This window comes from Pseudoalteromonas undina (assembly GCF_000238275.3).
Taxonomy (GTDB): Bacteria; Pseudomonadota; Gammaproteobacteria; order Enterobacterales; family Alteromonadaceae; genus Pseudoalteromonas; species Pseudoalteromonas undina.
This window is the reverse complement of sequence record NZ_AHCF03000004.1, coordinates 123,161-143,289: the sequence shown is the minus strand read 5'-3', so window position 1 is coordinate 143,289 and position 20,129 is coordinate 123,161. Positions and strand designations below refer to the sequence as shown.

The following is a 20,129-nucleotide window of genomic DNA, read 5'->3' as shown; positions in this document are numbered from 1 at the left end:
TTTAATATAAAACTTAACAATTAGTTCACCAATAACCCTAAAAGAGAAACAGATGAAACGTTACATTGTTTTAATTATCGCTATTCCTTTGTCTGTATTTACCATATATACGCTGCTTAATAATCAGAATAAAACCGATGAGGTAGAAGCCCCAATAGCTATTGATATCGTTCCTGTTGATTCTGAATTTGCAAAACAAACACGTAAGCCATTACCAATCGATATGAGTAAAGATCCTATAAAAGGCGCCCCTTCAAAAGCAAAGTTAGCCGTTATTGAAAACTCATTTGACGCAATCAATAAACCTTCAACCAAGGCCAAAGAAATACTTAAAGCGGCAAAAGTACTGCCTACCGATTTACAAAATGAAGCCTATATAGAATTTGATCTAGCAGCGCTTAAAACCCTTGAAGCAGGGGATAATTTTGACCTAGCTATACCGCAAACTGCAGAAACCTACAGCGCTGAAATAACGAATGTTACCAATGCCAGTAACGGTGATAAAAGCATTGTTGGCCAAGTGATTGGCGCTAATGGAGCGTTGCATACCACTATATTAACCGTTGGTAATGACGCGGTTTATGGTCAATTTACTGCCCCAAGTGGCAATTATGTTTTTGAAAGCAAAGGCCAATACGGCTGGATTGCAGCAAAACGCGATTTATATAAAAACCATATAGAACACCAAGTAGGTGAACCCGCACCAAAAAATACTGACGGTGGAGATCCGTTTGCGCCCAGTGATGAAGAATCACCCTCAATTTAACTTTTAACCTAAACCAAGATGACTCAGCAGTAAAACTGCAATTACAAAAGAAAGGAAATACGACTATGAAAAAAATAATATCAACAGCCGCTATTGCAACGGCATTATGTGCCGCTAGCACAGTGTCAGCAGAAACAATTGATATTGGTATTCTATATACCGACCAATCAGCTGCCGCTACCAGCAATATTAATACTAAAATTAATCAGCTTATTGCTTTTAGTAATCAAGTATATAGTCAAAATGGCGTTGATATAACACTGCGTTTAGTCGGTTCTCAAAACTTAGGCAACCATGCAATAACCCCTTCAGAAGATTGGCTTAACGCTGTGACAAATAGCAGCTACGTAGATGGTTTACGTAATGATTGGAAAGCCGACATGGTAGCCGTATTAGGCACAGGCCAAAGTGCAGGCAGCGGTTTAATCTCTTGTGGACTAGCATGGGTTGGTCAAGGTACGAATGGCAATTTATACAGCTCAATGAGTAACCGTATGTATTCAATAACAGCCGTTGATTGTGGAGCTACAACGTTCGTACACGAACTAGGTCATAACCAAGGTTTGGCGCATTCTCGTAAGCAAGGCGATACGGCCGGTGGCGTATATGTTGATGGTATGGGCCACGGTGTACAAAATGAATTTGCCAGTATTATGGCTTACCCGCATGTGTTTGGTAGTGCAACTCAGTACGATTATTTCTCTAACCCAAATTGGAGCGTAAACGGCATTTCATTTGGTGTAACCAACCAAGCATATGCTATTCGTACTGTAACCGACACAAAAACCAGTATTGCTAACTTTAAATAAACCCAATTCTAAGAATTAGCATTAAATAAATGGGTAAATTATTACCCATTTACACCAATTAAGTTTCCCTTGCGGAGCGCCTCGGCGCTCTTTTTAATGATTAACTGCTTTTATTGCAGGCATTAAGGTTTTGCCATCGCTATCTACTTTACTCATTAGCGTTAACCCCATTACCTTGGCAAGTACAGGGTAAATATCTAAATTATTCACCAGCTCAATACTTACCCCATTTTTAAACGCAGGACCTGCTGCTACAAAGGTGGCTGCCATATCATCACTATAAGCATAGCCATGTGTACCTAAATAAGGCGCTTTAGTACCGTTACTAAATACCGCAGGCGCATTGGTTTGCACCACAATATCGCCCACTCGGCTCCCGCTGTTATAATGGTAGCCTTCAAGCTGTTCGCTACTTAAAACACTATAACGCCCCTTAGCCGCTTTTTGTAAACGTGCTTTATACGCGTCAATATCAGCATTTTTAGCATCGCTTTTAGTATAAATAAGTAAACGAGGACCGGTATTCACAATAATAAAATTATCATCTTTAGGTAAACTGCTAACAATAATGCTTTGCTCAGGATCAACCTGTGCCATGCCATGATCAGAAACAATTACTAAGTTTATATCCTGAGATAATTTGCTCAAGCGAGTACGTAATTGCCCCATTAAGGCATCTAACTTATGAACAGCGTCACGTGTTTGTGCTGCATCTGGGCCAAACTCATGCCCCATACTATCAACCAGCGAAAAGTAACTGGCTACAAAACGTGGGCGCTGCGCTTGAGGCAAACTTAACCATTGTACAATTTGGTCAATTCTGTCTTGGTATTTACCTTGTTTGGAATAATGAAAATAGTAGTCTGGCGTCATACCATTAAAGCGCGCATCAGACTCAGGCCAAAAATACACCGCCGATTTAAGCCCATGCATTTTTACTAAATTCCATAATGGAGTACCACGTACCCAGGTACTGTCTTTTTGGCCTTTACCCATGCTGTAGCATTGATTATTGCGCGCTTTGTCACAAAATTTATTGTCAACAATACCGTGGTTAACGGGTAGTAAACCAGTAATCACCGAAATATGATTTGGAAACGTTTTAGTAGGGTAAACTGGCTGCATTTTTTGTGCTCTAACCCCTTGCTCAGCCATTGCTTTTAAATTGGGAGCACCGTGCTTTTCAATATAATCCCAACGCAAGCCATCAATTGAAATCATCACTACAGTTTGCTCTTTGGCTGCAAACGCATTACTCATCCCTAATAAAAGGCAAAAACAGACTGCCTTTGTGATCCACAACTTCATTTTAAACACCTATAGATGTATGTTAATTTTATAAAAAATAATACTAAAGCAAGTTGTTACTTTATGATACATGCTGATAGATTAAAGATGGCTCACTAAAAAATATAACTGTGCACTTAATAAGAGCCCAACGTGCAAAATAAAAGGATTGCCATGATCGACTTCAGCAGCAAAATCACCCCAGCGCGTATGCAGCGCACGACGGCCAATTTACAAATGGCGCTTGAGAGCGATCGTGGCCGAATTATTAATAGTGCAGCCATTCGTCGGCTGCAACAAAAAACCCAAGTATTTCCGCTTGAACGCAATGCAGCCGTGCGCTCGCGCCTTACTCACTCATTAGAAGTACAACAAGTTGGTCGATTTATTGTGCAGCGTGTTTTTGCCAACTTAAATTACCAACAGCAAAAAGAATATGGTTTATCAGGCTTAGAGCGCCCGCTAGAAACCCTAGTAGAAATGGCCTGCCTAATGCACGATATTGGTAACCCGCCATTTGGTCACTTTGGCGAGGCCGCCATTAATAATTGGTTTAATGCTAACTTGGCCAGTATTACGCCTGAGCGTTGCCAAACAGCCAATAGCAGTATAGGCGTTATTTTTAAACATTTAGCGCAAGATATTTGCAGTTTTGAAGGCAACGCCCAAGGCATACGTATTATTCACTCATTGCTCAGCCTAAATTTAACCTACAGCCAAAGTGCGGCAATTTTAAAGTACACCCGCCCTGCCAGCTTAGCGAAGCAAGATATCCCACAAAATAAAAACTACATTATGAAAAAAGTGGGCTACTACTACAGTGAAAAAAGCTTTGTAGAGGCACTGCAAACTGAGCTCAAAATGGAGCCGAATTGCCGCCACCCAGCCAGTTACATAATGGAAGCCGCTGACGATATTTCTTATTGCTTGGCTGACATAGAAGATGCGGTAGAAAAAGACATAATCACCACACAGTTATTATGCGAGCAACTAAAAAAACAGTATCAAAAAGCGTTAATTAACTTAGCCTTAAACGACACCCAACATCAAAGCTTTGTCGATGATGCAATTAATTACGCTATTGAACGCGCGCAAGCACAGCCCTTTAATTTTAATAGTGAATTTTTTATTTATTTGCGTGTATCGTTACTGCACCCATTAGTAAATCATGCTGCTAAACGCTTTATTGAAAACATAGAGCCAATTTATCATGGTGACTTTAACCATGCATTATTAGAAGACCGCAGCTACCTGCATGCAGTAACCCAAGCCCTAAAACAAGTGGCACTTGAGCATGTATTTTCTCATAAAGAGGTCGAAAAGCTCGAACTACAAGGCTACCGTATTATTAACGGCCTACTAGAATGCTATAAACCGTTACTGCAATTAACTAGCGACGACTTTAAACGCGCACTACATGGCGACAACCGTTTATTAATAGAATCGAGATTAGTTAAAAAACTCTCTAAAAAACATTTAAGTAGCTATCAGCACGCTATAAATGCCATGCAAGAAGAGCCCGACCACTTTGCAGCTTATGAGTTTTATTACAGATGTAGACTCATTCAAGACTACATAAGCGGCATGACTGACCAATTTGCTTACGACGAGTACCGCAGCTTAATGGTGATTGACTAATTTAGGCTTAGCGCGCGAAATTGCTAAGCCCTAGATAATTTTTTACTTTACGCTTAAAATTAGTGCATTGATGCTTAACCGCTTTTGAGTTTTATGAAACCGTTACTGAGTTGCTTACTTTTTTGTTTTACTTTGTTTTATAGTGCCAGCAGTGTCGCTTACAACGAAGCGATGTGCATTCTTATAAAACAAGAAATGCAGCAATATAGTAACGACAAAACTAGCCGTAAGTACCGTAACGCCGCTCGCGACTACAAAAAAAACTGCAGTAACCCAGCACGTACTCAACCAGCAGCAAAGCCTAAAGCGCAACCCATTATTGAACAACCCATCCCTGAGATTACAAAACCGCAAGTAACTGAGCCTGTTTCATCTGTTGTAAATACCCCTATTGCACAGAGTCAAACCCAGTCATCACTTACACAGCAAAGCGCAAAATCAAACGTTGAACAAACAGTAGCAACAGCGTCTGAGCCAGATATTGAGCAAAGTATTAAACATACTCAAAGTACAACTGTTCCAGCATCAGCAAGTACCGAGCCTAATGAGCCGCAAACCAATAAAACAACAAACGATGAACAAACTGATGCTGCAACAAATGATCAGCCTAGCATTGATACAACCATGCAAAACAACACAACTCCAGCAGTTACAAAATCAACAGTAGAGCCTTTACAAACGGCCATGCCGGTTACCGTAAATGCCACAGAGCAAGTTAACGGTGTTGCCTCATCAATCCCTAAAAAATCAAACATGTTGTCGCTAGTATTACCCAGTGTGGCGCTACTCTTAGTGGTAATAATTGGGGTTGTTGTATTAATGCGCCTACGCCATGTTAAGCAAAATAACGAGCCTGCTGATACCAGTATGCCACCAGCTGCTCCCCCTACTAAGTGCGATGACAAGCAAAGTAGTACTGCTATTGATGAATCTAAGACTCTTGATACTAGCAAAAGCGAGCCAAAAACAACAACCGAAAGTGCCGAGCCAAACGCAAACGAAGTGAGTACAGCTAAAGTAAAGCAAATCCCGAATACCGCAGAGTTTGAAGCCGCCGCTAAAGCCACTTTAGAACGAATAAAAAATGCCACCGAGCATGCAGAGCCACAAGTAAGAGACTTTGACCCCGAAGCCAAACAAATCAAAAAACAGCGCAAGCCGGTTAATCAGCCTAGCGAGCCTGTACCAGCGACTAAAAAAGAAGCACCTATTGCAGCTGAGCCCATTTCGCCTCAACAACCAAAGGCAGACTTACATTCGCCTAAACAACCGCGCTCACCGTTAACGCCATCTACCGAGCACGACTTTAAAGAGCCTGAAATACGCACCTTCGATCCCAACGCCCCCTTACCCACTAAAAAAAGTGCGATAAAACCAGAACAAGTAAAGGTATCGCCAGTTGAACCCACTAAGCCTGATATACCGCCACAAAGCAGTAACCCATTTGCTAACTTATCGCTTGATGAAAGTTGGGATCCAAATTCACCACAAAAACCGAAAGTGGAAGAAAAGCAACGCGCCCCTAAATCACAAGCACTAATTGAAGCTGAAGAGCGCGCAAAAAACATGCAAACAAAAGAATAATAGAGTACGCTGTACTTATTAAAAGGTGGCTTTAAATCTAATACCAATTCGCTTAATCAAGTGGTCTGTTTTGAGGCAGGAAAAATGTGTTAATAGCTAGGCAAAAAATTTGCTATTTAGCTGTTCTCAGCAATTGCTCCTGCATTGCTCTACCTTCTGCATCCATGCAGTCGTAAATGAGAGTTTTTTAACGCAGGTAGCGACACGTTTAGCCCCGTAAAATGATTAAGTATTATTGCCGACTGACCTAGCTTAAGCGTGCATTCAGTTTCACTCACTACAATAGCCTACTTTTTAAACAGTATCGGTCACAACCTAATGGCTAAGAAGGAGTAAACTATACATATGCATGTGATGTTATCAGCTAAATTAAGATACCTTATTTTTACCGCATCTTTTTGTCTGATGGCTTTAGTGAGTGATTACAGTAACGCAATTGAAGCAATTCAACCCAAAAACGAACAGCCCACACATACCACTACTTTAAATATAAGTACCGGCGAATGGCCCCCTTTTTTAAGTGAATCATTACCTCATCAAGGTGTGATTGCCCATTTAATCACCGACTTATTTGCACAAGCCAATATTAAGGTTAACTTTACCTTTTTACCCTGGCCGCGTGCTTACCACGACACTATTAATGATAAATACGCAGCCACCGCCGTATGGATGTTTGAACAACAACGTACTGAGGATTATTTTTACAGTGAGCCAGTGTTAAACGAGCGTTTTGTATTTTTTTATTACAAAAGACGCCCTTTTGATTGGCAAAACCTAAACGATTTAAAAGGCTTATTACTCGGTGGTGGGCTTGCTTACAGTTATGGCGAAGAGTTTGATAAAGCACTACAAGCGGGTCTATTTGATATGTCGCGAGTAAGTACTACAGAGCAAAACTTTAAACGCTTAGCTATGGGCAGAATAGACGCCTTTGCCGAGGAAAAAAGCGTAGGCTATTACACCTTGGCCAGTAAGTTACCTAACTTATTTAGCTCTATTAACCATCACCCCAAAGCTTTACTCATAAACCAAAGCTTTATGATGTTCCCTAAAAATAACAAATACAGTAAACAGCGGCTTGAAATTTTTAATCAGCAATTACTTAAATTTAAACAAAACGGCCGCTATCAAGCCTACTTTGATGCGTTAGATAATGGCGCTTATCAACCCACAAATAACGCCCTGGCCGACTGACCTGGCACGGGTTGCAAGCTACGAGCTAGGTTTTAGGCTTTAGGCTTTAGGCTTTAGGTTTTAGCACAAGCTCGCTGCTCGTCACTCGAAGCCCGCTGCCTTTACCACAGTAGGCGTTAAGCTTGCTGACGCGAAAAGCACCGCTTTTAAATTACGTTACTTTCACGCATTATTCGCCTCAAAAAATGAGGCGAATAGCGCACTTAATTGCCTCATTGTATTAATTGGTAAGTTGAAATCGTAGAAACCAGTTTTAGCTGTGATTATTTTAAACGCCAATTTCGGTTTCGAGCAGCAAGCGACTGGCAACGAACACAACCTAGCGCCTTTTATCATCATAGGCGTTAAGCTTGCTGACGCGAAAAGCGTAGCTTTTAATGGCAAGCTGAAGTGTATATTCGGCTTTGATTTTATTTAAAGAGTAAGTGATGAGTTTATAGTGTTGAACAAGCCTTAATTGCAGCAGCTATGGCCGAAGCGCTTTGTTTTGAGTAACCGCCGCCACCAGTGACCACAGTTGGTATTTCAAGCGTTTTTAAGTGAGACAGTATGATTTTTTCACGCTTGGCAACATCTTCAACAGTAAGTTTAAAGCCACCTAATTTATCAACAGCCAATACATCAGTCCCAGCTACAACAAAAACCAAAGCATAATTAACCGTTATTAACTCAAGCGCTTGAGTTAACTTTTCTAAATATTCGCAGCCTTCTACACCACTTTTTAACGGAACCGGAAAGTTTACTCTGTTACGAGTATATTGTGAGGTCGGGTAAATATCCTCATTATATACATCTAGCAAATGTACATTTTCGTTGTCTTTAAACGAGAAAGCATTGCCATTTCCGTGATGGGCATCAACGTCGATAATTAAAACTTTATCAGTTTCACTTAAGTGGCCACTCTTTCGCAATTGTTGATAACTAATACCAACATCATTATAAACACAAAAACCCTCCATATTTGCATAACTAGCATGGTGAAAACCGCCTGATAAGTTCCACATAATCTCACCAGACTTCAAGGCATTTTCAGCACCCAATAAAGTACCTGAAACAGCTAAGCGCATAGGTGTCAGAATTTTTTTATCTATAAAGCCAAAGCTAACAAAAGGAATACTGGGTACTTCAAGTGTACGTAAAACAAGTGTTTTACTCAAAACCAACTTTCTCATTAACTCATTGAGGTACTCATTAATTACTTTAGTTGGAACAGGTTCACTTGGATAGATTATTTCAATATCTGAGCCGCCAAGCTCTGAAATAACCTTAGCAAATTTTTCACCATCAAATGGGTGCAAGTATTTTAATAACCCTAACTGATAATTAAAACCTGGCTCATAAATAACTTTCATGTTTATGCATTTTCCGTTTCTGCAAGCTCTTTAGCGTAACGTAATACCTCGTGAGCTACTGTTAAATAAATTAAAAACGCCTATGCACTATATTAGTTATCAATTTAGCCTTTTCGGGCACGAATGACGAGAGAATTATCTTAGTAGTGTTCTTTAAGTTTTACTATAGGCGTGCAGCTTGCTGACGTGAAAAGCGTAGCTTTTAATGGCTCAAAGCCCGCTCCCCGCAACCCGCCGCTCGCCATCTTTATTTATACATGTCGCGTTAGCGTGTGCCGACCGTCCGAGGACACACACTCCCCAGTCCAATGAGGTACACACGATAAATTAAACTTACTCAATCGCGACTAATTTATTTACTTCTACCGGTTTTGCTAACGCCGTTTCATAAAATGCAAACACCTCTTTTACATAGGGCTGTGAATAATGCGTATCCAAAGCAGCTTGCGACGTAAATTGTTCGACTAAAAACAAGCATGTTTGCTCACTATTGCTGTATAGCTCAAATCGAATACAGCCAACCTCAGACTGTGTAGGCTTTAAAATTTGCTGTAAACGCCCTTTACAGTCATCAAATAATGAAGTTACATGTCGCGTTGGCGACGGCAACCAAAGAGAAGTAATCGCCGACTTCTCTTTGGAATCTCTCGGCGCCCCGAGGATCACACTGTTCTCTCAATTCAAATTAATGATATGAACGTAAAGGCGATGAAACACGTCCGTGTGTAGGCATCGCTTAACGCGCATCCATGCGCTGTTATTACTCATCATTAATTCAATTTCGGGTGTGATCACGGGGGAATTGTCTTGGCAACCGCCTTCAAATTTGTTGTTGCTATTGCTGTTAGGTATATTGAGTTATCTTAATTATTTGAGTAACTTAAATGGCTAATCAAGATCAAAAAGGAAAATGGCTTTCGAGCAAAGAGACCATCAAACATCTAAAAATAACAGACTGTGAGTTAATGCACCGCCGCGAGCGTGGTGAACTTAAGTTTGAAAAGCGCGGACGCGCGTATTTTTATTATATTGAAATCAAGGATCAATAAGTGATTTTTCACGATTTACTGCAAGAAATGCAAGCCAAAGAACAAAAAGTATCTATTCCTCAAGGCTTCCAAGACTATGTTAACGCTAATAATTTAAAAGCAAACACCGCAGCTTCAATATCTATAGACTCAATCAAAAAACTGCCTAAAGTTTTAAAAGACCAAAATATGATGGTGTTAAGGCTTGGTTCTCGCCCTGCTTCTAATCAAACTTACTTTTCGCTTGTGAAAACGGATGATGTGAAGACATTCTTTTTTGACGATTCATCTCTCTTTAGTCAATTACAGCCAGAGTTATTTTTACCTAATGTTTCTATTCGCAGCTTATTTGCTTTCCAACTACTGCCAAAAGTAACTGAAACCTCAGTTGTAAATCTAGCTATAGCATCAGGGTTAATGGCTGAAGCGCTTAATCTCGAAGATGATAAAACAATGGTTGTGCCTGCAAACGGGCAAAGTACATTTACGTTTAACTTTAAACCACTCGCTAACGAAAACGTCGTTCTTGAGCATATAAAAGGCCAAGTTGAAATCGATGCTGTATTTGTTGCTAAGCGAAACGGTAAAGAACACTTATTTGTAATTGAGGCAAAGCATAGCTATAAATTTGATTCTTTAGCCAAACATAAACTGCTTTACCCTAGTTTAAGCCTATTACAAAAGCTGCCCTCGTCTATGCCAATAGTGCCCGTTTATTTACGGAGCATAAAAACGCCTAACGGTATCGACTTCTACATTGCTGAGTGCCCTTGCATTGTAAATCAACAAGATGAGTTATATAGTTTGGATACATTGAGCCCCTGTAAATTGCAGGCACTACATTTAGCAAATTATTAGACTATGAACGCAGAGCAATTTAAGCAGCTTGTAAAAAAAGTAAAAATAGCAAAAAAGCTACCTGATGCAATCTATTTCCACAAAGATGCATTTGCTGATGCACCTGCCGATTTAGTTAAATTTATTAAAGTTGTTGCGCAAGCTTTAAAGGTTGATGAATCCGATTACGATCTTATAAAGTTATTTAAAAGTGACTTTAGACTTTCACTGTTAAGCTACCCAACCTTTTATGAAGATTCATACCCTGCGCTTAAGCAAAGCGTAACTGTAGATCTAGCAAAACTGTCGCACAAAATAACTAAATACGATAACAGCGAAAACCCACCTATTTTGCATCGAAAAGAAACCATGGTTTTGCCTACTAATAAACACTATCAATTATTTTGTGATTTAACTGCTGAAGGCGAGCAAGCGGGCCTATACGAAAACACGCGTATGATCGGCTTTAGAGGCTCGTGGGAACGTTTAATTACAAAAAAAGGATACGAGCTAGTTGATGGTCGTTTATTCCGAAGCTCTGCAGTACAAAGCCCTACTGATGACAAAACAATTGATCGACATTTAACGGCAATTGTACGGCATGAACTTTCTGCCCCTTTAAAAACATTAGCTAAAAACGGCTTTTTAAATGGTGATTACTCTATTTTTGATTACGGGTGCGGTAGAGGTGATGATTTACGAGAGTTAGAGGCTCATGGGATAGATGCATTAGGTTGGGATCTTAATTACCGACCTGATGCAGATAAAGTTATTTCTGACATTGTTAATATTGGTTTTGTAATTAATGTAATAGAAGACCGAGATGAACGAATAGAAGCGCTACTTGGTGCGTGGGAGCTTTCACAAAAACTATTGGTTGTATCTGCAATGTTAGGTAACGAATCACTCGTTAGTCAGTTTCAACCATACAAAGATGGTGTAATAACAAGCCGGAATACTTTCCAAAAATATTATACGCAAGCTGAGCTTAAAGCGTTTATAGAAATGAGCGTTGACGAAAACGCGATTGCTGTAGCTCCTGGTATTTACTATATATTTAAAGACAAACAACTAGAACAGCACTTTTTACAAAACCGTCATAAACGTACTTATAAGTGGCAACACCTAACAGCGCCTGAGCCTGTTAATGAAGAACAAGCGCGTATTTTATTTACGCAGCATCAGCAACTTTTTGAATCGTTTTGGTTAACGTGTTTAACGCTAGGCCGCTGCCCTGCAAACAATGAATTTGCGCAAAGTGACAAAATAAAAGAAGTTATTGGTTCAAATAAAAAAGCCCTACAACTTGTTTTAAAGTGGTTTGAAGAAGACGAGCTAACAACCGCTGAAACAATGCGTAAAGAAGATTTACTTCTTTATTTTGCTCTTGCTATGTTTGAAAAGCGTAAACCATATGCACAACAACCTGAAGACTTAAAGCGCGACATTAAAGCATTCTTCGACACTTACAAAATAGCGCAGCACCAAGCCACTGAGCTGCTTTTTCAAATAGCAGATAGTGCATTGATTGAATCACTATGCCTAGAAGCTGAGAAGATATTACCTGCAGGTAAAATCGATTTTGAAAACGGCCAGCCCCATGCACTAACACTGCATAAAGACTTTATCACCTTATTACCACTCGTACTTCGTGTATATATTGGCGCAGCCCTACAAATGTATGGCGAGCTTGATGATATTCAGCTTATAAAAGTTCATATACATTCGGGTAAGGTAACACTGCTTGGTTATGAAGGGTTTTATGACTCTCCGCTCCCACAGTTAAAAGAACGCGTTAAAATAAAAATGGCAGATCAGGATGTTGATTTTTTTGATTACGTCATTGAAGAAAAACGACCGCTCCTCCTCAATAAAATAGATTACATTGACGATACGTTTGAGGACTATAAAAAACAAAAGGCGTTTAATAAACGCCTTTGGGAAGAACTTAGCAAGCTTGATAGTGAGTATCGAAATATTAAATATAATCAACTTATTGCATTATTAAACCAGGTGAAATTGCGGATTAAGAGTTATCGTTTTTACCGAAGTTAAATACCCTTAAAAACTTCCTTACCATGGTATTCCATATAATGCATTTGATTAGCTGTAAAAAAATAATTTTTATCTCTATTAATATTCCATAATTCTAATACACGTTTTGACAATAATTGAGAAATGACAATACGACCTTTATTATTAAAAGTAATTAAACCTCTATCAAATAATTTATCAACGTGAGGGGCAAGTAACAATCCATTTGAACCATCGTATTTTTCAATATTATTAGAGTATTTCCAAGGCTTTATATGGCTTGCAACCAATATTGAATGATCAGTCACATTGGTAACGATACATTTTCCTTTACACTCTTGAATCACATTATCTCTGAAATACGATTGACCTAACCTATAGTTAACTAAACCTAAACCTTCTGTTACCTCAAACTTTTTTAAATCAGGTAAAATTGAATTTTTAGAATAGCCTTTAGTATAGAGATAAAATTTATTTTTCTGGGTAGGGCTTTTTTCGAACCAAACGTTATCACCTATTGATATTCCCATTTCTGAAAGTTCATTTTTTGCACTGGAAAAAGTAAGGTAATGTCTGCCTGATGATTTACGATTGAGTGTAATATAAAAGACATTGCTATTAATATAAAACTCAAGAGGTTCACTATGCTCCCCTAAACCTAGTTTTTTATCAATGAAAAAAATAACTATATCTTTAGGTACGCCTGACTCAAAGCTATTAATTAAAGATTTATCAGCTTTTTTTATCACTATATTTTCAGAAAGTAAAGTCCATGAGTGTGATGTAAATGGGTACTTTAATATTGAACCCATAATTAAAGAGCCTCTAATTGCAAGTTCTTTAAAAATATCTCTGCCAATCTTAATGAGCGTTTTGTTATAAAATCTTTGTCCCAATCAAAAGTTACATCTTCTTTTTCAAGATCAACTAAAACCCATTTACAGAGTCTTTCGGAAATTGCTTTTAAATGGTGCAACCTTTCACTGTAGTCAACTAAAGAAGAGCAGTAATCAGTTATGTATTGTGCTTCAACTGTAAAATTGTCATCCAATAACTTAGCAAAAGCTTCAGCTTTAGCCTTAGCCCCACATTTTATAGAATAGTTAATACTTGGATTTAGTAAGGTTAAATTTCCCACGGAATTGATAGAATCAGAAGCATCGCAAAGCTTAATGTCCCAAGGAGGTATCTGTTTATTTAAAAGATCTTTTGGAGCAATATGCTCGACCGATTGGTAATCATTATTAATCCAATTAGATGGTCTGATTAAATCATTTCCTTTTGTAGAATAACGATTCAAACCTACTTCCTCACCTGTACCGGGTAGTGTATTAGTCGCCGCATAAAACATAAAAAACTTAATAAGTGGCTTTGCTGATGAGTAAGTGAGGTTTTTCACTATTTGCTGTTGCTGTACTTCGTTAAAGCTTGCATCTGAAGAGCTCAAACCGAACTGAACTTCCATATGTCCATCAAATGAAGCTTTTATATTTTCCACATAACTGAGCTCTATCTCCTTTTTGTATAGAAGGCCATCTTTATATTTTTGCTTCCAAAACCCATCTGGATACTTATTAATTAACAATCTGCACTTTGTGAAAATTATCGCTGATAAGTTAATTGCTCTAAACAGTAGAAGCTTATAGCTTTCGCTGTTTTCAGAATGTGACATTCGATATTTATGGTAAATAGAGACCAGGAAAGCATTACATATATCATGAGAATCTAAGATATAGAAGAAATTGAAAGCAACCTTTCTATCAAATAAGTGTTGCCTGCTCTTGTCTAAATATACTGCATCGTCAGAAAATTTTGTATTAAAGTCCTTGTTTAACGTAAAGTATTCAAGGTAACACTTTATGCTAAGTAAAATTTCACAAAACTCTGTAGCAATTTCCGATTGGTTTAGATTGTTATAAGTGCCAACGCCATCGCCTTCTTCATCTCTGTTTTTCAGACAATTACTCAATCCTTGAGTTATTATTTTTCTCTGCCCTGTTAAATTAGATGCTTGCGAATCAATATTAAAATAAAACTTAGCAATTTCGAAAAAGCTTTTGATTCTTGTTTGAGAACGATACCACTTATTACCTTTTGAAACCCACTCATCAACTTCATTAAAGACTTTAAATGCCCCAGAATCTTTGAAAAGCAAATTGTCTGCTTTAAAGCATTTCGCAAGCATAGGTTTTACAAGATCAAATGCTGTTAACTGCTCGCCAGTAGAATTAATTGACTGAAAGATATCAAGCGATTTTTCTTGAGAAGGTGATGATATAATTGTCAAAAAGCAATATTTATGCATGTATTTAATGTAAGAACACAACCCTATAATCTCAGAAATAACCTGGATTCTCTTAGGGTTATTTAAGATATACTCATTCAAATCCACCTTTGAGTATTTTGTATTCAGACCAGGAAATAACTCCTTACCTTTAAAAAATACATCAATAATTCTACACTCAGTCAAATTATCTAACAAACACTCGATTTGTTGGTCACAAGTGTCGATAGCTACTTTCAATTGTTCATCATCAGAACATGGAGCATCCTCAACTTCGATACTACCATCTAAACCTGAATTTATTTTTTCTATAAATACAATGATTTGAGATAAATAATTACTCAAGGGTGACTTATATGATGAACTACACTCCAGTGACCATAGATCTTCACCTTCTCGTATTATGAATGGGCGTAGAGTTTCCGAACTCGCATCTTTTCTAGAAAAGGAAGGTAAAAGGATACCTTCCTGGTAGGTTTTGAAAACATCCTCAGCTAACTTTTTCTCCTCATCAATATTTAGATCTAGTGTAAGTAGGATTTTTTCCAGCTTTAGGTATAAACGAGACGATAAAATAGCCAGAGTTGAAGTTCGCTGTTGACCATCGATTAGCTCGCGAACTTTATTTATATATTTATTATTAATATGTTCAGCTAAATAATCACTATCTTTTGCATCACGATGCCAATCAATAACACAACCTAAGTAAGTACTAGAGTTCTTCTCTCGCTTTTCTTCTTGAGCTATAGTTAGTGATCTAAGTCCAATTTCAATATCACTAATTAACTCTTTCACATTTCTTTCAGACCAGGAGTACTTGCGCTGATATTCAGGTATAAAGAAATATGTTTCCCCTTGTAAATAGCTCCCTATACTTTTTGACGCACCTTCATAAATACTCATTACTTATTCCTTAATTATTCTTAAAACTTCACTTCGTCTACCTGGCATATAAACCTCTATTTCATCACTTGCATAGAGCTTTAAATAGGAATATAAATTTGCTTGGAGATCTTTTATTTCTTGCCGATAAGGTACTGGGTCATCAGCTAATGCGTCATGCAGCAACCTTGATATTTGCCCGAAACCCAAGTCTCGTTCTGACTGATTTTCAGTAATTTGTTTTTTTAACCAACGGTATGCCTTTGCTTGCTTAAATAAAGTTGACGCTAATGCAAAATCGTCTTTAGCATTCTCAATTTGAGCAAAAGGTAACGAAGAGTTGAGTTGGTATTCATTCAAAGTAACACCTGGTTTACCTAGCGGGAAGTCTGATACAAACAGCTCAGTTGTTTGAGGCATTATCTCTTCGGGCCATACAGCAGGTAACTCTGTTTCATCCGCATCATCAAATTGTTCTAAAAACGCCTGCATTTTATCAAGCGTATTTATACTTAACTCAGTTGCTGATTCAACAACTTTATTAATGAATGCTTTAGATTGTTCACAAGCATTTACCCTACTACAGGATTCTAAGTTACCGTTATTAACTAAGGCTAACCCTTTACCCGTTAAATTAGCACTGCCATTAAAAATAGTGTCTTGATCTATTTGATAAATTTTTGCGTGCAGGTTTATTAGTGCTTTAACTTGGTAGCCACTGTTAATGCAATCTCGAAGTGCATTTAAGTCACTTGCACCTTTTGCAAAATCAGTTGGTGTAAAACGGCCTATCAATTGCACTTTAGGTTTATTGTTAGAAATTAATCGACCCAACCAGCTTGTCGCTGATCGGGTCATAAAAGCAGATATAATAGTTAAATTTTTACAGCTAGGTAATAATTTCTCTAGCTGATATGTAAGCTCTGAACTTGAGATTAAGCTCGACATTAAAAGTCGTCCGCATCATCTTCAGGGCCTTGAAGGAACTCACTAATCACTAACCCCCACTCTCGGCGAATAGTATTTAGATAATTTAAACGCTTTTCGTCAGTTGTTTCATTCATCACTCGTGCAAAACCTGCAATTGTAGTTTGCATTATTTCAAGCTCATCACCACCGAGTTTGCTTACAAGCTTTTGATAAAATACGTGGTTGGTATTGAATAATACAAGCGTTAAACCTTTACTTGTTGATACGTCAAAAAAGGCTTCAGAATCTCGTGCTACGTCTTCAATTAAAAAACGGTTTCCTGTAAGGATAAGGCGCTCAGCTTTTTCTTCAGCTTCTTCATCACTCATTCCACCTGCTTTTTTAAGATGATCAACAACATCCTCTTTCTTTAGCTCTTTTGGTGCTTCTTCTTTAGTTTTATGGCCATGAGTTTCACGATGTGCAGAGCCTTGTGTTGCTTTAGATGCTGCGCCTTCAGACACTGTTTTAGGCTCTTCCCCTTTTACAGCTTTGCCTTCAACATTTATTGTATCTAACTCTTTAGTTAAAGCTGATACATGCTTTTTAATTACTGCCACTACTTTAAGTACTTGAAGTAATGAATCAGAATTCTCTTCTAAATCTCGTAGGTATTCTTGCTCAGAATCGAATCCAGCTTGAGTAAAAATAGTTTTCATTTCATAAGGAATTAAACGAATTGCATCTTGCTTATTATTCGTTACACCAAACACAGCATCAAGCGTTGGCGGGAAGGATACTTCAATACCAATAAAACGTCCTTTACTCTCTCTTAAAGCAGAAGTTAAGAATGAGTCTCTTAAAACTAACTCTCGATTAGCACGAACAATTGAAACCCCAACATTTTTGCTGCAATGCTTACCCCAAGTAGTACCGCCTAACTTACCAACAGTATCCTTTAAAATACGATTTGATATATTCTTTTTAACCATTGAGGTGGTAACAGTTACATCATCTCGTTTAGGCTCACCATTTTCATCGATATATTCAACGGAGATGACTTCTTCATCCATTTTTTCAAAAAACGCTTCATTTTTATAACTACCAGGTAATTCTGGGAGTGAAGTATTCTTCTTAAGATACATTGGATCGTTTGCTTTAAAAGTATCTTTATCGTAAACATCAAGTCTGTCATCTGCTGATTTACGATAAGTAATACTTTCTATTTTTATGTTGTCATCACTAATGAAATTACGATACATACGACCGACTAAATGTTCGCAATGACGGTAAATAGATTTTCCCGTTTTCCAGCTTAAACGGTCAAGCTTGGACCAAATAATTAATGTGCCAGATTCCGGTTTTTTAGTAAAAAATGCTTTTTCGTACTTAGCTGGTATTGTCTTTGCTGTGGGCATTGGGACTTCTTCTAGCGCACCACTTTTCATCTCATCAACATCTAAATAAGTATGGTGGGGCTCCGCACCGGCTTGCCAACTCCATACATCAACGCGCTTACACTGTGAAATGGATGAATTTGGTAATCCCATACCAAACTTACCCATACCGCCCGTATCTTTACGGTGTGTACCGCCACCAAATTGCATAGCAACTCTAAGGGTATCGATATCCATACCTACACCATTATCCCAAAGGGAGATTTCTGATACGGTATAATTTTTACGGGCTTTTAGTTGTTCTTCTATAAAACCAACTTCTACACGGGTGGCCGTTGCTTGTAAGCTATTATCGATAAGTTCAGCTAAAGCGTATGCTGTATTGTTGTAACCATTATCCCTTAATGACTCAATAACAGTCTCAGCACTTAAAAATCTATTACTCATTATTTTATATCCTTTTCTGCCCACATATCATTCCAATAACCAAATGCGAGGCTAATACTTTGAAATTCAGGTATGTTATCCATCACTGTATAAATATTGCATTCTTTGTTACCGCCGCTTTTATAGCCACGCATAGCACGGCCCGCCATTTGCAAATACTGTACTAAGGAGTTCATTGGCTTAGCAATTACAGTAACGTTAGTTTTAGGTGCATCAAATCCTGCTGTTAGGACATTAAAATTAACAAGAACTTGCAGCTCACCATTTTTATATTGCGCTATTTTTGCTCTGCGGCTCTCTACTGTGTCATTTTTACTATCAATAGAAGCTGCTTTAATACCTTGATAAGCAAGTGCAGTGGCAAGGTTAATTCCGTGATCAACGGTGCAGGCAAAAACAATGATTTGTGACCCAAGTTTACATTCATCAATAATCGCACTGAGGATCTGACGATTTCGCTCTATGTTATTTGCTAACGTCGTCATTGTTTCTACACCGCCGGCATCTCTTAGTTCATATGCAGCAATACCGGAGTGGTCATAGTTTAATGACTTAAAGTTTGCTTTAGCTAAATAACCCTTTTCAACCAAGTAATCTATTGGCGAGAGATAACCTGATATTTGCATAGAAACTTTATTGTTGTAGAAAAAATTAGCTAAACGAGCATCTTCTTCGGATAGTCCATCTTCAGAGTAGCTTCTGCCAGGAGTGGCAGTTAAACCAATTAAGTCAGCGTGAAATGCTTTGTCATCAATAAAGTCTTGAACAACTTCTTGAAACTTAGGAGCTACAGCTTTGTGGGCTTCATCAAAAATTACTAATGTTACTTTTTCAGCCAACTTGCTATATAAAAGTTGTAACTGTCTTGAATCGCTTTTTCGTAAACTTAAAAATTTATGTAACCCAGCAACGACAAACCCGGAGTCAATACCACTTAAACTTTCTGTAGAGCTTGAATAAAAGCCATATAAAGAAGTAGAACGATTACCTAGTGACTGCCATGCTTTTGAAAATTCAGAATAGGCTTGCGAGCAAAGTTCTTCCCTGTCTGCTAGCCACAAAACTAAGTTATTCTCAGATTGCCTTAAATGTTCGGCAGCAATATTCATTGCAGTTCGTGTTTTACCTGCCCCTGTAGGCAGGTGAATAAGCACTCGCCTTTTATCCTGTACAAGTTCAGAAAACACCTGTTTGCTAATGTTTTGTTGGTAAGGGTATAAACCATAGTTAGGATCTATATGAGTAATACTCTCTAGCGCGTTATCTTGCTCTAATTGGCTTTCGTATAATGCAGATAGGCCCATTAAAGCAGCAAATTTGTCAGGATTTTCATCTGCCCAACTTATTATTGCATCGTAATGTTCGGGGGTTACTTGCTTTGCTTGAAGTTCAAAACTAGGAAACAGCTCAGCTAGCTGCTTTGCTGATAGGCGCTCAACTAACTTATTTCGAAGTCGTGAGTCAAAAATAAAATCGACTTGTTTAACACTCGCAACTATTCCGGCAAGTTTATTTTTATTATATGAATTGGCCTCTGAGACCTGATTGTCTTGCGCATCAAGTTGAAGTGCGAAATTTATTGAATTTTTAGGAAGAAAGCTTAACAATTCATCTTCAGAAAAGTTTAATAAAATTTTAGCAAGCATCTTTAGTCCTTTAATGTAAATCAATGTGATAGCTT

General features: G+C 38.1%; 16 protein-coding genes. 8 read left to right on the top strand and 8 right to left on the bottom strand.

The annotated features are described in order from the left end of the window. Nucleotides 1-52: 52 nt before the first annotated feature. Complete coding sequence (locus PUND_RS15705) at nt 53-766, top strand: hypothetical protein (RefSeq protein WP_010389521.1); 714 nt, start codon at nt 53-55, stop codon at nt 764-766. 65 nt (nt 767-831) lie between these two features. Next, on the top strand, nt 832-1,575 hold the full coding sequence (locus tag PUND_RS15700; protein ID WP_010389522.1) for a M12 family metallo-peptidase: 744 nt from the start codon (nt 832-834) through the stop codon (nt 1,573-1,575). Between the two features lie 93 nt (nt 1,576-1,668). Here PUND_RS15700 and PUND_RS15695 read toward each other — a convergent pair whose 3' ends face one another. Further along, on the bottom strand, nt 1,669-2,883 hold the full coding sequence (locus PUND_RS15695; RefSeq protein ID WP_010389523.1) for an alkaline phosphatase family protein: 1,215 nt from the start codon (nt 2,881-2,883) through the stop codon (nt 1,669-1,671). A gap of 153 nt (nt 2,884-3,036) precedes the next feature. Between PUND_RS15695 and dgt the strand changes: the two genes are divergently transcribed. The 3 genes from dgt (at nt 3,037) to PUND_RS15680 (ending at nt 7,278) form a co-directional block, all read left to right on the top strand. Further along, the gene (gene dgt / locus PUND_RS15690) at nt 3,037-4,500 is read left to right on the top strand and encodes a dGTPase (protein ID WP_010389524.1); all 1,464 of its coding nucleotides are present in this window, start codon (nt 3,037-3,039) and stop codon (nt 4,498-4,500) included. A gap of 93 nt (nt 4,501-4,593) precedes the next feature. Then, nucleotides 4,594-6,084: a hypothetical protein gene (locus PUND_RS15685; protein WP_010389525.1), complete on the top strand. Its 1,491-nt coding sequence runs from the start codon at nt 4,594-4,596 to the stop codon at nt 6,082-6,084. A 345-nt stretch (nt 6,085-6,429) separates the two neighbouring features. After that, complete coding sequence (locus tag PUND_RS15680) at nt 6,430-7,278, top strand: substrate-binding periplasmic protein (protein WP_010389528.1); 849 nt, start codon at nt 6,430-6,432, stop codon at nt 7,276-7,278. Nucleotides 7,279-7,712: 434 nt separating this feature from the next. Here the strand turns inward: PUND_RS15680 and PUND_RS15675 are convergent, their stop codons facing one another. Together PUND_RS15675 and PUND_RS15670 are read right to left on the bottom strand one after the other, a co-directional pair. Continuing rightward, complete coding sequence (locus tag PUND_RS15675) at nt 7,713-8,630, bottom strand: histone deacetylase family protein (protein WP_010389529.1); 918 nt, start codon at nt 8,628-8,630, stop codon at nt 7,713-7,715. 333 nt (nt 8,631-8,963) lie between these two features. Further along, nucleotides 8,964-9,296 carry a putative quinol monooxygenase gene (locus tag PUND_RS15670; RefSeq protein ID WP_084601846.1) on the bottom strand — a complete coding sequence of 111 codons (333 nt, stop codon included), beginning with the start codon at nt 9,294-9,296 and terminating at the stop codon, nt 8,964-8,966. Between the two features lie 218 nt (nt 9,297-9,514). Here PUND_RS15670 and PUND_RS15665 point away from each other — a divergent pair, with 218 nt between their 5' ends. From PUND_RS15665 to PUND_RS15655, 3 genes are read left to right on the top strand one after another with little or no spacing between them, the layout of a single operon-like run. Beyond that, a complete protein-coding gene (locus tag PUND_RS15665) occupies nt 9,515-9,679 on the top strand; it encodes a hypothetical protein (RefSeq protein ID WP_010389531.1) in 165 nt (54 codons plus the stop codon). Further along, a complete protein-coding gene (locus PUND_RS15660) occupies nt 9,680-10,516 on the top strand; it encodes a DUF6997 domain-containing protein (RefSeq protein ID WP_010389532.1) in 837 nt (278 codons plus the stop codon). A 3-nt stretch (nt 10,517-10,519) separates the two neighbouring features. Then, on the top strand, nt 10,520-12,550 hold the full coding sequence (locus PUND_RS15655) for a DNA phosphorothioation-associated putative methyltransferase (RefSeq protein WP_010389533.1): 2,031 nt from the start codon (nt 10,520-10,522) through the stop codon (nt 12,548-12,550). Here the strand turns inward: PUND_RS15655 and PUND_RS15650 are convergent. The 5 genes from PUND_RS15650 to PUND_RS15630 are packed head-to-tail and all read right to left on the bottom strand — an operon-like array spanning nt 12,547 to nt 20,094. Next, nucleotides 12,547-13,341 (bottom strand): HNH endonuclease, encoded by a 795-nt coding sequence (locus PUND_RS15650; protein WP_010389534.1) that lies wholly within the window; start codon nt 13,339-13,341, stop codon nt 12,547-12,549. The two genes, PUND_RS15655 and PUND_RS15650, sit on opposite strands and share 4 nt — an antisense overlap. A 2-nt stretch (nt 13,342-13,343) precedes the next feature. Next, complete coding sequence (locus PUND_RS15645; RefSeq protein ID WP_010389536.1) at nt 13,344-15,716, bottom strand: DUF262 domain-containing protein; 2,373 nt, start codon at nt 15,714-15,716, stop codon at nt 13,344-13,346. 3 nt (nt 15,717-15,719) lie between these two features. Beyond that, nucleotides 15,720-16,643, bottom strand: a complete 924-nt coding sequence (locus PUND_RS15640; RefSeq protein WP_010389537.1) for a phospholipase D-like domain-containing protein — start codon at nt 16,641-16,643, stop codon at nt 15,720-15,722. Beyond that, nucleotides 16,643-18,448 carry an ATP-binding protein gene (locus PUND_RS15635; protein WP_010389538.1) on the bottom strand — a complete coding sequence of 602 codons (1,806 nt, stop codon included), beginning with the start codon at nt 18,446-18,448 and terminating at the stop codon, nt 16,643-16,645. The genes PUND_RS15640 and PUND_RS15635 overlap by 1 nt, the downstream gene beginning before the upstream one ends. Then, nucleotides 18,448-20,094: a DEAD/DEAH box helicase gene (locus tag PUND_RS15630; protein ID WP_052024225.1), complete on the bottom strand. Its 1,647-nt coding sequence runs from the start codon at nt 20,092-20,094 to the stop codon at nt 18,448-18,450. Before PUND_RS15630 ends, PUND_RS15635 begins: the two co-directional genes overlap by 1 nt. Nucleotides 20,095-20,129: the final 35 nt, after the last annotated feature.

Bases quoted from the DNA above. Each gene is read 5' to 3' on its own strand.
- PUND_RS15695 (WP_010389523.1), bottom strand. From the start codon at position 2,883: ATGAAGTTGTGGATCACAAAGGCAGTCTGTTTTTGCCTTTTATTAGGG.
- PUND_RS15645 (WP_010389536.1), bottom strand. From the start codon at position 15,716: ATGAGTATTTATGAAGGTGCGTCAAAAAGTATAGGGAGCTATTTACAA.
- PUND_RS15630 (WP_052024225.1), bottom strand. From the start codon at position 20,094: ATGCTTGCTAAAATTTTATTAAACTTTTCTGAAGATGAATTGTTAAGC.
- PUND_RS15635 (WP_010389538.1), bottom strand. From the start codon at position 18,448: ATGAGTAATAGATTTTTAAGTGCTGAGACTGTTATTGAGTCATTAAGG.
- PUND_RS15685 (WP_010389525.1), top strand. From the start codon at position 4,594: ATGAAACCGTTACTGAGTTGCTTACTTTTTTGTTTTACTTTGTTTTAT.
- PUND_RS15680 (WP_010389528.1), top strand. From the start codon at position 6,430: ATGCATGTGATGTTATCAGCTAAATTAAGATACCTTATTTTTACCGCA.
- dgt (WP_010389524.1), top strand. From the start codon at position 3,037: ATGATCGACTTCAGCAGCAAAATCACCCCAGCGCGTATGCAGCGCACG.
- PUND_RS15665 (WP_010389531.1), top strand. From the start codon at position 9,515: ATGGCTAATCAAGATCAAAAAGGAAAATGGCTTTCGAGCAAAGAGACC.
- PUND_RS15655 (WP_010389533.1), top strand. From the start codon at position 10,520: ATGAACGCAGAGCAATTTAAGCAGCTTGTAAAAAAAGTAAAAATAGCA.
- PUND_RS15700 (WP_010389522.1), top strand. From the start codon at position 832: ATGAAAAAAATAATATCAACAGCCGCTATTGCAACGGCATTATGTGCC.
- PUND_RS15705 (WP_010389521.1), top strand. From the start codon at position 53: ATGAAACGTTACATTGTTTTAATTATCGCTATTCCTTTGTCTGTATTT.
- PUND_RS15650 (WP_010389534.1), bottom strand. From the start codon at position 13,341: ATGGGTTCAATATTAAAGTACCCATTTACATCACACTCATGGACTTTA.
- PUND_RS15640 (WP_010389537.1), bottom strand. From the start codon at position 16,643: ATGTCGAGCTTAATCTCAAGTTCAGAGCTTACATATCAGCTAGAGAAA.
- PUND_RS15675 (WP_010389529.1), bottom strand. From the start codon at position 8,630: ATGAAAGTTATTTATGAGCCAGGTTTTAATTATCAGTTAGGGTTATTA.